The organism is Mucilaginibacter pineti (assembly GCF_900101875.1).
Taxonomy (GTDB): domain Bacteria; phylum Bacteroidota; class Bacteroidia; order Sphingobacteriales; family Sphingobacteriaceae; genus Mucilaginibacter; species Mucilaginibacter pineti.
In genome coordinates this window covers 484,992-498,302 of the sequence record NZ_FNAI01000003.1, presented here as the reverse complement: position 1 = coordinate 498,302, position 13,311 = coordinate 484,992, and the positions used below count along the sequence as shown (strand labels likewise).

Sequence of the window (13,311 nt, the reverse complement as noted above, 5' to 3'; positions counted from 1 at the left end):
GGGCGTTTGTTCAGATTATGGTTTATAAGCCGCACCACAAATTTGCCAATGCCACAACGCCCTCCAAGCATCGTTCGCCAGCGAACAACAACTGTAACGAAACCGGACATTTCAAAAACACTCTAAATACAGTTCGTTAAAAATCAACTACTTATTAAAATGGCATTACAAATGCAGCAACGCAACCGAACGCTAATTTGTATCTTAAAACTTTAACCGGCTTTTATTCAGAATTTACCATATGCTTAAAAACTACTTTAAAACCGCCTGGAGAAACCTTATCCGCAATATCAGTTTTTCCGTGATCAATATCTTGGGATTAGCAATTGGTATGGCCAGCGCTATCCTCATATTACTATGGATCCAGAACGAAATGAGCCATGACCAGTTCCATGAAAAAAAGGACCGGCTTTATGTAGCCAATAACAGGGATAAATTCAATGGCGAACTGTGGGCATGGAGTACTACGCCCAAACCACTGGGGCTTGCCCTTAAACAGGATTACCCCGAAGTGGAGGATGCAGTAAGGGTGAGCGACTTTCAAACCTTTCTTTTTACCGTGGCAGATAAACACCTGAACTTAAATGGCGCCGTGGCAGATCCTGGATTTTTAAATATGTTTAGTTTTAAGCTGATTTCGGGTAATACCAGTGCTTTAAGCGGCAATAATTCGATAGTTATAACGCAAAAAATGGCGATCAAACTATTCGGAAATGAAGACGCGATGGGTAAGGTTGTGAAAATTGACAGCACCGACAATTTCACTGTAACCGGAATACTGAAAGACTTGCCCAACAATACCAGCTTTAATTTTGAGTACCTTCTCCCCTGGTCATACCTAAAAAAGATAAACCAGGATGACGGCTATTGGGGTAATAACTCTATAAAAACATTTGTCCTGTTAAAGCCGGGCGTATCCCAAGCCAGTTTTGATACCAAGGTTAAAAATATCACCATCGATCATACCAAAAACGGGGAAAAATCAACTACACAAGTATTCACTCAACTATTCAGTGATACCTGGCTCTATTCAAAATCAGAGAACGGCGTATATGTTGCCGGCCGCATAGAAAGGGTGAAACTTTTTGGCATTATAGCTATATTTATTCTACTAATAGCCTGTATAAACTTTATGAACCTGAGTACCGCCCGGAGCGAAAAACGCGCTAAGGAAGTAGGTATTCGTAAGGTAGCCGGTGCCACAAAGGAGTCGCTAATCCTGCAGTTTATAGGCGAAAGCGTAATGCTATCCTTTTTAGCGGGTATATTCGCCATAATTATAGTAGAAATTAGCTTACACGGCTTTAACCAGCTGGTAGGCAAAAGGCTCTTTATTGATTTTAGTAACCCAAGCTACTGGCTTTTCGCAATCCTTTTCATCCTGTTTACCGGCCTGCTGGCAGGGAGCTACCCTGCATTTTACCTGTCATCATATCAGCCGGTAAAAGTATTAAAGGGAACATTCGTAGCGGTGAATGCCCTGGTTACACCACGCAAGGTATTGGTGGTTTTACAGTTTTTCTTTGCCATATTCCTTGTCATTTGTACTATTATTGTAGAGCACCAGATAAACTACGCCCAGGCCCGCGATACGGGCTATTCCCGTAACAACCTTATATATGTGAATATGCAGGGCGATGTGGCCAAAAACTACGACCTCATTAAACAGGACCTCATCAATAAATCGGCTGCTATAGCCGTTACTAAATCCATGAGCCCAATTACACAACGATATAGCGACGGCTGGGGATTTTCGTGGCCGGGAAGCACCGAAGCAGACCACAAGGTAGATTTTATACGCATGGCATCGGATGCAGACTTTGTAAAAACAATGGGCGTGAAACTGGCGGAAGGCAGGGATATCGACATTAAAAAATATCCGGCAGATTCTACCGCCCTCATGTTAAACGAAACTGCTGTAAAGGTGATGCGGTTAAAAAATCCGATAGGTGCTATAGTGAAGAGCGATGGCCGCGATTGGCATGTAGTTGGCGTGGTTAAAGATTTCATTTATGAATCTCCTTATGAAAAGGTTAGCCAAATGGTGATACAGGGTCCTAAAGCGTGGTTTAATATTGTGCATATTAAATTAAACCCGGCCCATAGCATCGCTAAAAACATAGACATTGTAAACCAGGTGTTTAAACAATACAATCCGCAATATCCTTTCGAATTTAAATTCGTAGACGAGCAATATGCCGCAAAATTTGAGGATGAAAACCGAGTGGGAACACTTGCAGCACTGTTTGCTGGCTTAACTGTATTTATTTCATGCCTTGGCCTGTTTGGTTTGGCCACTTATGTTGCCGAAAACCGGATCAAGGAAATAGGCGTGCGCAAAGTGTTGGGCGCCTCTGTAGCCAGTATCACCACCCTGTTATCAATAGACTTTTTAAAGCTGGTTGTTATTTCCTATATCATTGCCTCTCCTATTGCCTGGTTCGCCATGAACAAATGGCTGCAGGCCTATACTTACCGTATCCACATTGAGTGGTGGGTATTTGCGCTTGCGGGTATTCTTTCCGTGGTGATCGCCATCGGGACTATCAGTTTCCAGTCGATAAAAGCAGCATTGTCTAATCCGGTTAAAAGTTTGAGAACTTAAATATTCTAAACACCAATTAAACAAAAAGGACCTGGCAGTAATTGCCAGGTCCTTTTTGTTTAATTGGTGTTTATGGCACCTGTAAAATCTGCTGCTATTGCCAGCCTCCGCCTAATGCACGGTACAAATTAACAATAGCCTGCAGTTCCTGCAAACGATCATTAACCCCGCTTAACTGCGCGGCCAACAAACTTTGCTCAGATGTTAATACATCGGTATAGTTAGTGGCCGAGCTATAGCGTAAAAGTTCGTTGGTATAACTTACAGATTTTTGTAAGGCGGCTATTTGCTTTGCACGTAATTGCTGTTTTGTACCCGCGTTTTGGTAAGAATATAAAGCGTTTGATACTTCCTGCCCTGCGCTTAACAATGTTTGCTGAAAGGTATTAAATGCTTCCTGCTGTTGCGCCTGGGCAATACGGTAACGGGCTTTATTTTGCCCTTTGTTAAATATAGGCTGGGTTAAGCCACCCACCAGGTTGTAAAAAACCGAATTATCAAAAAAGTTTTTCAATTGTAAGGTAGATAAGCCACCGCTGGCCGTAATGGTAAGCGTTGGATAAAAGTACGAATGTGCCACATTGGTATTCTCAAACGCCGAGCGGAACGCATACTCAGATGCCTGCACATCCGGCCGGTTACTAAGCAATTGGGTAGAGAGGCCTGCACTTAATTGTGCAATAGGCACCTGCTGTGTAAGTGTAGCCCTGTTAACTGGGCCTGGAGCCCTGGCTAATAAAATATCTAAAGCATTCTCAGTTTCGCGGATGCTTTGTTTCAGATCGGGAATAGATACCTCGGCTGCATAACGGTTGGCTTCGCTTTGTACAACTGCCGCGCCGTTTACAATAGCCCCTTCTTTAAGGGCAGTCATGGTTTCCACGTCCTTTATGCGATTTTTCACCGTTTCTTCGGTAATGCGCAATTGCTGATCTAACGAAAGCAAGTTGTAATAGTTATTGGCAATATCGGCTATCAGCTGCGTTTGTACCGCACGTTTGGCGGCATCGCTTTGTAAAAAGTTGGCTAAGGCCTGGCGCTTTAAACTGCTTAACTGTCCCCATATATTTACTTCCCAACTGGCGTTTAACGATGCCTGGTAGGTAGTAGTATTTAAGTTGATACCTGTACCCGCCGGAAAGTTCAATGCAGCCTGTGATGATTTGGCTTTGGTAGCCTGCACACCTGCCGATAACGATGGCAGGTAAGCCGCCTTGCTGGCCTGCAAAGTAGCCTGCGCTTCGGCTATTTTAAGTACGGCCGTTTTCAGGTCGAGATTATTGTTGATCCCTTCCTGTATTAAATTTTGCAAAATAGTATCGGCAAACAGGGAGCGCCATGGCAGGCTTGCCATAGAAGTGGTATCCGTTTTTAAGCTGTCGCGATACAGGTTGGCGGCTTTTAAATCGCCGGGGCGTTTATAAACCTGGTTTACTTTACAGGATGCCAGGGCTAACAAGCCGGCTAATCCTAAAGTGATATATACTTGATTTCTTGTTTTCATGATTAAATGATTAGATGGTTGGCTCGCCGGTAACTTCTGCCTGGGCATCGGTAGGTTTACCACCTATCTTTTCCTGAAGCGATTGAAAAATAATGAACAACACCGGGATCACAAACACCCCGAACAGCGTACCTATAAGCATTCCGCCAACAGCACCTGTACCTATTGAACGGTTACCTACAGCACCCGCACCCGATGCCAGCATTAGCGGCACCAAACCTAAAATAAAGGCAAAAGAAGTCATTAAAATAGGTCTTAAACGGGCAACGGCACCTTCAATAGCGGCGTTAACCAAACTAAGGCCATGCCTGCGCCGGGCTACCGCAAACTCCACTATCAGGATGGCGTTTTTTGCCAGCAAGCCGATAAGCATAATTAGCGTGATCTGCAGGTAAATGTTATTCTCTACACCAAATATTTTGGCGAATATGAATGCGCCTGCAAGCCCGATAGGTAGCGAAAGCAGTACTGCAAACGGCAGGATATAGCTTTCATACTGCGCACTCAGCAAAAAGTACACAAATATTAAACATAGCATAAAAATGAACACCGTTTGGCTTCCGCTTGATAATTCCTCACGGGTTAGGCCCGAATATTCGTAGCTGTAGCCTACCGGTAAAGTTTGCGCAGCCACCTGTTCAATAGCTTTAATGGCATCGCCCGAGCTGAAGCCCGGTTTTGGCGAACCCTGTATGGCAATAGCGGTAAACAGGTTAAAACGGTTAATAGCTTCGGGACCGTAAACGCGCTTAAGCGTAACAAACTCAGATATGGGCGACATTACGTTATTACCGTTGCGCACATAAATATTATTAAGGCCTTGCGGTGTACCACGGTAACTATTATCGGCCTGTATCATTACCCGGTATTGCTTGCCAAACTCGTTAAAGTTTGATGCATACAAACCACCGTAATAACCTTGCAAGGTCCCCAGCACCGTGCTTACAGTTAAACCGGCAGCCTTGGTTTTAGCCACGTTAACATCAACCTGGTATTGCGGAAAGTTGGTATTGAACGAAGTTGCTGCATACTGAATTTCGGGGCGCTGATTTAACCCTGCCAAAAACTTACCGCTCACCTCGCTGAATTTGTTGATATCGCCGCCGGTTTTATCCTGTAGCTGAAATTCAAAGCCGCTGCTGTTACCAAAACCCTGTAAAGTTGGCGGCGCAAAAAAGATGATCTGCGCGTTTTTGATCCCCGCTGTCATCCCGAATAGCTTTCCGGTTAAGCTGGTTAGGTCCTGTCCTTTAGCGGTACGTTTATCCCATGGTTTTAGCTTTACCACGATCATGGCGTAAGAACCACCTGCACCGGCAATAAAGTTTTGCCCGGTAATGCGCAACGTAGTTTGTACCTCGGGTAGTTTACGGATAATGTCATCTACCTGTTTGGCAATAACTGCTGTACGCTCTAATGACGAACCGGCGGGTAAACTAATATTACCAAACAATACGCCCTGATCCTCATTAGGCACAAAACCTGATGCGGTGGTTTTTAAAAGGAAATAAAATATAGTGGCAAAAACCGCGATACCTATACCGGCCAGCCATTTTTTGCTAATTAAAAAGTTAACCGATTTTTTGTACTTGCCGGTAACTGTTTCAAACGACGTATTAAACGCGTCATAAAAGCGTTGCAGGTAGGTGGTTTTGTGGTGCTCACCTTCGGCATGGGGTTTTAGCAGCAAAGCACAAAGGGCCGGACTAAGCGTTAAAGCATTTACTGCCGAAATAATAATGGCGATAGCCAACGTTAAACCAAATTGCTTATAAAATACCCCTGCCGAACCGCTGATAAATGATACCGGAACAAAAACAGCCGCCATTACCAAAGTAATGGAAACAATAGCACCGCTGATATCATTCATAGCCTCGATGGTTGCACCCCTGGCAGATTTGGCGCCTGCATCTAACTTGGCGTGCACCGCTTCTACCACTACAATGGCATCATCCACCACAATACCAATAGCCAGTACCAATGCAAACAGGGTAAGCAGGTTAATGGTAAACCCAAACAGGTTTAAAAAGAAGAAGGTACCCACAATGGCCACCGGTACCGCGATGGCTGGGATCAGTGTCGACCTGAAATCCTGTAAAAAGATAAATACTACTATAAATACCAGGATAAAAGCTTCAACAAGCGTATGGAGTACTTTATCAATAGAGGCATCCAAAAAGTCGTTGGCATTTAACAGCGAAGTATATTTAACCCCCGGCGGGAATGATTTGGAAGCGCCCTCAATAGTGGTTTCCAGTTGTTTGATCAGCTCATGCGCGTTGGAGCCGGCGGTTTGGTTAATAGCTATACCTATAGATGCCTCTCCGTTGGTCTTGGTATCGCCAGAGTAGGTTTGCGAACCTAACTCAACTCTTGCCACATCTTTTAAGCGCAACACCTGCCCGCTGCCGGTAGCCCGGATAACGATATTATTAAATTCGGTAACAGATTTTAACCGGCCTTTGTATTTGATAGTATACTGAAATGACTGGTTACTGTTTTCGCCAAATTTACCCGGCGCTGCCTCCACATTTTGATCGGCAAGGGCGGTGTTAATATCGTCAGGGATTAAACCGTAGGTGGCCATTACATCGGGCTTTAGCCAAATGCGCATAGAGTAATCGCGGGTGCCAAATACGCTGGCATCCCCAACCCCGTTTATCCGCTTTATTTGCGGCAGCAGGTTAATGTTGGCGTAGTTTTGCAGAAAGGTTTGGTCGAATGATTTGTTATCGCTGTATAGCGAGAAGATCATCACCATACTGCTTTGCCGCTTGCTGGTGGTAACCCCCGATTTGGTAACCTCGGCCGGTAAAAGGCTGGTTGCTTTTGATACCCGGTTTTGCACGTTTACCGCAGCCAGATCGGGATCTGTACCCAGTTTAAAGTAAACGGTGATAGATGCCGAACCATCATTGCTGGCGGTTGAGGTCATGTAGGTCATGTTCTCTACCCCATTTATCTGTTCTTCCAGCGGGACGATCACACTATTCATTACCACATCGGCATTGGCACCCTGGTACGAGGTGGATACCTGTACCGTTGGCGGAGCAATTTCAGGGTATTGAGAGATGGGCAGTGAGGTTAACCCCAATATACCCAGTATAACTATAATGACCGATATAACGGTTGAGAGAACCGGCCGTTCAATAAATTTGCGTAACATAACTATTGTTGATGTTGAATAATTTGAAATAACTTAGTTTAAGTCCTGGTAAACCTTGTCGGCGGTCATCACTTCGGGCTTTATCTGGGCAGCATCTTTAAGCGAGCTGTTGCCATCATATACCACCTTATCGCCAATTTTAAGGCCGCCGGTTACTACATAGTATTGGCCAGCTGTAAGATCCATGATCTGTACTTCTACACTTTTAACCTTATCTGTATTGTCAACCACGTACACAAAGTGCTTGCCCTGTAACTCATAAGCCGAGCGCTGGGGAACTAATATACCACCCTTTACCAGCTGCGGGATGCGCACATTGGCGCTGCTGCCACTGCGCAGTAAACCAACCGGATTAGGGAACGCAGCACGGAAACTGGCCGAGCCTGTTTCTGTATCAATTAAACCGCCAATGGTTTCTACTTTCCCCTGATCAGGATAGTTTGATCCGTCGGACAGGATGAGTGATACGGCCGGCGTATTGGCTATTTTTTCTTTAATGGTACTGCCTTTTACTGTTCTTGAAAACTCAAGCAGCTGCTTTTCATTTAAGGAGAAGTAAGCGTATACCTTACCAATGTTTGATACCGTAGTTAAAGGATTGGTGGTAGCACTGGTTACCAAACTCCCCACTTTATAGGGCAGCGTACCAATAACGCCGTTTACCGGGCTGGTAATGGTGGTGTAACCCAAATTAGTTTTGGCGTTTGCCAGGGAAGTGCGAGCCTGGGCCAGGGAAGCTTTCTTTGTATTGAGCGCAAACTGGTCTGATTCCAGTTCATAATGGCTGATGATATCTTTATCAACCAGCGGTTTGGTTTTGTTTACCAGCAGTTGGGCGCTGTTAACTTCGGCCTCGGCACTGTTAATGGCTGCAGCGGCATTGTTTACATCTTGTTGGTACTGTGGGGCGTTCAGCTTAAAAAGCAGCTGGCCTTTCTTTACTACCGAGCCTTCATCAACATAAATGGCTTCCACAAAGCCGTCAACTTTCGGGCGAATCTCTATATTCTGTTCGCCTTGCAGCGTAGCGGGATAATCGCTATTTAAAGTGGCATCTTTTGCTTCGATAGTAAATACCGGGTAGCTTGCCGGTGGCTGCGCGGCGCCGGGGTTACCCGCCGGGGTTTGTGAGCCTCCGCAGGCTGCTAAAAACAGGGTAATCACGCTTGCAAAAGCAAGGTATTTAGGAGTTTGTATTTTCATTGTTTTTGTTTTCATTGAGGTTTTGTGATAATATATTATTTATGTTGACTATTATGTTTGACATCGCTGTCAGTTTTTAAGCAAAAAAATTATACGAACAGCATTTCAACGATTATTTTCTTCCGTTCGTGCATGAGCTGTTCAAATTTAATATCAGTAATTTCAAGCATTTGTTTAAATAAAGGCCTTGTAAGTAAAGGATAAGCAAGCAGCGAAAACAGGTTGAGCATGAAATTAAGGGGTAACATTTTCTTCACCTCTCCCCTATCTATAGCCTCCTGGATCTGTTTAAAAAAATGTTTAAGCGCCAGCGAGGGCTCCTTATCTGGCATAACAAATCCGTGCGTATTAATTTCACTGATCATAAACGCTTCTTTATAGGGGTACTCGCTCAGTTCCATCAAAAACACATCAATAAACCTGATGATCTTCTTTTTGAATGCCAGTTCAGATAGTAATACTTCATCCAGTCGCACTTTCATATCGTCCATCGCCTCCTTAAACACCAGTTTAAAAAGAGCGTCTTTAGATCGGAAATAATAATTAATAACGGTGCGTGCAACGCCGGCTGCGTCTGCAATATCCTGGGTGGTGGCATTAAATTTACCTTCAGCAAAAAAAATACGTTTAGCCGTATCTTTAATTAATTGCTCGGTACCTGTATCTCTAACAGCCATTTTATTTTACTTATTTGTTTGACATTAACGTCAGACAAAAGTAGGTGGTTAATATTTTTTTCTTGTCATTCTAATCACATTTTCAAAAAAACAATTCAAATAAATTTTATATTAAAGCACAATAATACAAGCAATATTGGGTTTATACTGGTAAATATTATTGACTATATTTGGCCGAAAATGTTTGATCTGCAGAAACAAATTAAAATATGTTCCTAAAAAATTCCGGAATGCTGAAATTCCATGTACAGCTTAGGAAAAATGTTTCCGATGATCTGGTTGCTTTGCTCCGGTCATGCTTATAATCATAATATAACAGCTTCGAACACCATTAAACTAAATCCCCCCGATTTTAGCCCGAATGAAAAAAATCTACCTTCTCACCTTATTCCTGTTTATCGTTGTATGTGCATTTGCTCAAAAAAAGCAACTGATCAGCGGTACTATTAAAGATGCCGCCACGGGTGAAACCCTTATTGGTGCCACCGTACGTATTAAAGAACTGGTTAATACCGGAGCTGTTACCAATAATTATGGATTTTATTCCATTTCTGCACCAGATGGCGAGTATACCCTGATATTTTCATACATCGGTTATGAATCACTGTCGATGCCGGTAAGCCTGCACAAGGCACAAACCATCGGTGTTACCCTGAACGCGAAAAGCAATTTGCAGGAGGTGGTGATCAGCGCCAACAGGCCAAATAACGACCAGATAGCTTCGCCGCAAATGGGCGTGGAAAAACTGAATATGGCACAAATAAACCAGGTGCCGGTGGTACTGGGCGAAAAGGATATTTTAAAGACCATCACCCTCATGCCCGGCGTAAAATCTGGCGGAGAAGGAAACTCGGGCTTTTATGTTCGAGGCGGCGCATCTGATCAAAACCTGATCATGCTGGATGAAGCAACCGTATATAATGCATCACATTTATTCGGTTTCTTTTCAACCTTTAATTCCGACGCTATTAAGGATGTCAGCATCTACAAAGGTGGTATGCCTTCAGAATACGGGGGGCGCCTTTCATCAGTGCTGGATATTAAAATGAACGATGGTAACAATAAAGATTTCACCGTTCAGGGTGGCTTAGGTTTGATCGCTTCGCGGTTAAAAATAGAAGGGCCGCTGGTTAAAGACAAGGGCTCATTTATGATAAGCGCAAGGCGCACTTACATCGATTTCTTTTTAAAAGCATCTAAAGACTCTACCCTTAAAGGCAGCTCGTTATACTTTTATGACCTGAATGCCAAAGCCAATTACCATTTCGACGATAAAAACGCGATATATCTTTCTGGTTATTTTGGTAAAGATGTGTTGGGATTGAAGGACCTTTTCGGCACAAACTGGGGTAACTCTACCGGTACGCTTAGGTTCAATCACATTTTCAATAATAACCTATTCTCCAATACTTCGATCGTATTCAGCAATTACAACTATGTGATTGAAAGCTTTCAAAGTGCCAGCAGCTTTAAGGCTACCTCAAATATCACCGATTTTAACCTGAAAGAGGATTTACAATACACGCTCAGCAATGAGCATCACCTGAAATTCGGGATCAATGTACTGCACCATTCTATTTCGCCCGGCGACATTACCACCGATGCATCCTCCAGCTTTAACTCACGCAGCGTGGAAAGGCGTTATGGTTATGAAAATGCGGCCTACATCAATGATGACTGGAAAGTGACCGACAAACTGAGTGTCCTGTATGGCGTAAGGGCCAGCTGGTTCTCACTGATCGGCCCCGGAACTTTTAAAACTTACGATCCATTGGGCAACGTCACCTCGTCATCAACTTATGGATCTGGCGCCAGCGTGAAAAATTATCTTAACCTGGAACCCAGGCTTTCTGCAGCTTACCAGCTTAATGAGGCCAGTTCGGTTAAGCTTTCCTATAATCGTAATACCCAGAACATCCACCTGCTTACCAACTCCACAACCAGTTCGCCAACTGACCTTTATGTGATGAGCAGTAATAACATTAAACCCGAAATTGCCGATCAGGTATCTACCGGCTGGTACCGGAATTTTAGCGACAATATATTTGAGTTTTCGGCAGAGGTATATTACAAGTGGCTGCAAAACCAGATAGATTACAAAGACGGCGCACAACTCATTGTTAATGAAAATGTGGAATCGCAGTTAACCTTTGGCTCTGGCAGGGCTTATGGTATTGAATTGTTCCTGAAAAAGAAATATGGCCGTTTTAACGGATGGATAGGCTACACGCTTTCCAAAGCCGAAAACAAGTTTGCCGCCATTAACAGCGGCGCTTATTACCCCGCCAGGCAGGATCGCACGCATGACTTGTCTGTAGTGGGCATATACCAGCTCAATAAACGCTGGTCGTTCTCCGGCTCATTTATTTATCAAACGGGCAGTGCGGTTACTTATCCAACCGGTAAGTACGACATTGGCGGTTTAACTACCTTTTCCTATTCAGAAAGGAACGGTTACCGCAAACCCAACAATAACCGCCTTGACCTTGGTGCAACGCTCGAGGGCAAGCAACATAAAAAATACCACTCCAGCTGGACGTTTAGTATTTATAACATCTACGGTCACCGCGACCCTTACAGTATTACTTTCCGCGACAGCAAAACGGTACCAAATACTACAGAAGCGGCAGAAACCAGCATTTTTGCTACCCCCATCCCTTCAGTTACCTGGAACTTTAAATTTTAACGTCATGAAAACATTAAAAAATATTATGGTTATGCTGGCATTGCTGCCGGCTTTAGCCTCTTGTACTAAAGTAATTGACCTAAAACTGGGCAACGATACCGGTAAAATAGTAATTGAGGGTAATGTTACCAATACAGCCGGGCCACAAGTTATTAAGCTGAGCCGCAATGTGCAGGTTTCTACCCCCAACACCTATCCTCCTGTAACAGGCGCCACTGTAAACGTAAGTGATAATGAGGGTCATAATTTTATTTTTACAGAAAGCACCCCGGGAACTTACACCAACAATGCCTTAACAGGTACAGCCGGAAACACCTATACCATGAGTGTTTTAACAGGTACAACAACCTACCAGGCAACATCGGTTATGCCTACTGCGGTGCCATTGGACTCACTTACCTATAAGGAAGATGAAATTAATACCAGTAAGCATAAAAAGGTGCTGACCGTTCACTACCAGGACCCTGCGGGTGTGGTAAACCAGTACCGCTTTATTATATGGGTTAACCAGGTACAGGTAAAAACGATATATGCATTTAATGATGATTTTACAGAGGGCCGTTATGTAAGTTTTGATTTGAGGGTACGGGATAATGACGACAGTGATTTCGGGGTTTATGCTGGTGATACGGTTACAGTAGAAATGCAATGTATTGATAAACCGGTTTATACCTATTGGTATACATTGATGCAACAAAGCCCCAACGGGCCCGGGGGCGGTGTTACCCCGGCAGACCCGCCAACCAACATTAAACCAACTGCACTTGGGTATTTCAGCGCACATAGTACCCAGAGCGAAACCATTGTTATTAAATAAGCTGGTTTATTTTAGCGGTTTGCTTTCATGAAACTTTATCAGCTTCAATAAACCATCTATTGTGGTATCGTAATTCCTTACGCCTATTAGTTTGGTGTATTCCTGTTCTAACAGCTTTGTGGCCTGTTCAACTTCGATGTAAAACTGTTCACCTGCTTTAGTGAGATAAAGCATGGACGAGCGTTGATCTATATCGTTTTTTTCTGCCCGTACATAACCGGAGGCCATTAATTCTTTTACAATTCTGCTTGCTGCCTGCTTGGTAACCCCCATAAGCATGGCCAGTTCATTATTAGATATACCAGACAGTCCTATATTCATAAAAAAGGGCATGTAAGTAATATGGAATCTGGGGTTATGCATCAAATTTAAATGGTGCTCCCCCCACTCGTCCAGCGCCCGCTTCAGTACATAAAATATCCTAAAGATATTTCTTTCCTGATCGGGCCGGTCGGTACCTTTATTACTTTCCATTTTCAAAGATAAAGGTTTTATGTAAGTATATAATTGCGGTTCAGTTGATCAGCCTTTTGTATAATGGCTTTCACTGGCATCATATTGCAATAAATTCCCGCTCCCTGCTCAAAACAATCGTTTGCGCAATAATGTATTTTCCAATTTATTATTTAAAAGTAATATTTACTAAATAGCCC

8 protein-coding genes are annotated in these 13,311 nt (G+C 43.6%); 3 read left to right on the top strand and 5 right to left on the bottom strand.

What is annotated here, in order from left to right:
- Window positions 1–241: 241 nt before the first annotated feature.
- Window positions 242–2,605, top strand: a complete 2,364-nt coding sequence (locus tag BLS59_RS10270) for an ABC transporter permease (RefSeq protein ID WP_091148653.1) — start codon at window positions 242–244, stop codon at window positions 2,603–2,605.
- A gap of 94 nt (window positions 2,606–2,699) precedes the next feature.
- Here the strand turns inward: BLS59_RS10270 and BLS59_RS10265 are convergent, their stop codons facing one another.
- The 4 genes from BLS59_RS10265 to BLS59_RS10250 form a co-directional block, all read right to left on the bottom strand.
- Entirely contained in the window at window positions 2,700–4,109 is a 1,410-nt protein-coding gene (locus tag BLS59_RS10265; protein WP_091148651.1) for an efflux transporter outer membrane subunit, read from the bottom strand.
- 10 nt (window positions 4,110–4,119) lie between these two features.
- Entirely contained in the window at window positions 4,120–7,275 is a 3,156-nt protein-coding gene (locus tag BLS59_RS10260) for an efflux RND transporter permease subunit (protein ID WP_091148649.1), read from the bottom strand.
- Window positions 7,276–7,308: 33 nt separating this feature from the next.
- Window positions 7,309–8,493, bottom strand: a complete 1,185-nt coding sequence (locus BLS59_RS10255; protein ID WP_091148646.1) for an efflux RND transporter periplasmic adaptor subunit — start codon at window positions 8,491–8,493, stop codon at window positions 7,309–7,311.
- A gap of 74 nt (window positions 8,494–8,567) precedes the next feature.
- Complete coding sequence (locus BLS59_RS10250; RefSeq protein ID WP_091148644.1) at window positions 8,568–9,155, bottom strand: TetR/AcrR family transcriptional regulator; 588 nt, start codon at window positions 9,153–9,155, stop codon at window positions 8,568–8,570.
- Window positions 9,156–9,516: 361 nt separating this feature from the next.
- Between BLS59_RS10250 and BLS59_RS10245 the strand changes: the two genes are divergently transcribed.
- Together BLS59_RS10245 and BLS59_RS10240 are read left to right on the top strand one after the other, a co-directional pair.
- Window positions 9,517–11,841 (top strand): TonB-dependent receptor, encoded by a 2,325-nt coding sequence (locus BLS59_RS10245; RefSeq protein WP_091148642.1) that lies wholly within the window; start codon window positions 9,517–9,519, stop codon window positions 11,839–11,841.
- Between the two features lie 4 nt (window positions 11,842–11,845).
- Window positions 11,846–12,658 (top strand): DUF4249 domain-containing protein, encoded by an 813-nt coding sequence (locus BLS59_RS10240; protein WP_091148640.1) that lies wholly within the window; start codon window positions 11,846–11,848, stop codon window positions 12,656–12,658.
- 6 nt (window positions 12,659–12,664) lie between these two features.
- On the opposite strand, the gene BLS59_RS10235 is transcribed toward BLS59_RS10240, so the two are convergent.
- The gene (locus tag BLS59_RS10235; protein WP_091148638.1) at window positions 12,665–13,132 is read right to left on the bottom strand and encodes a MarR family winged helix-turn-helix transcriptional regulator; all 468 of its coding nucleotides are present in this window, start codon (window positions 13,130–13,132) and stop codon (window positions 12,665–12,667) included.
- Window positions 13,133–13,311: the final 179 nt, after the last annotated feature.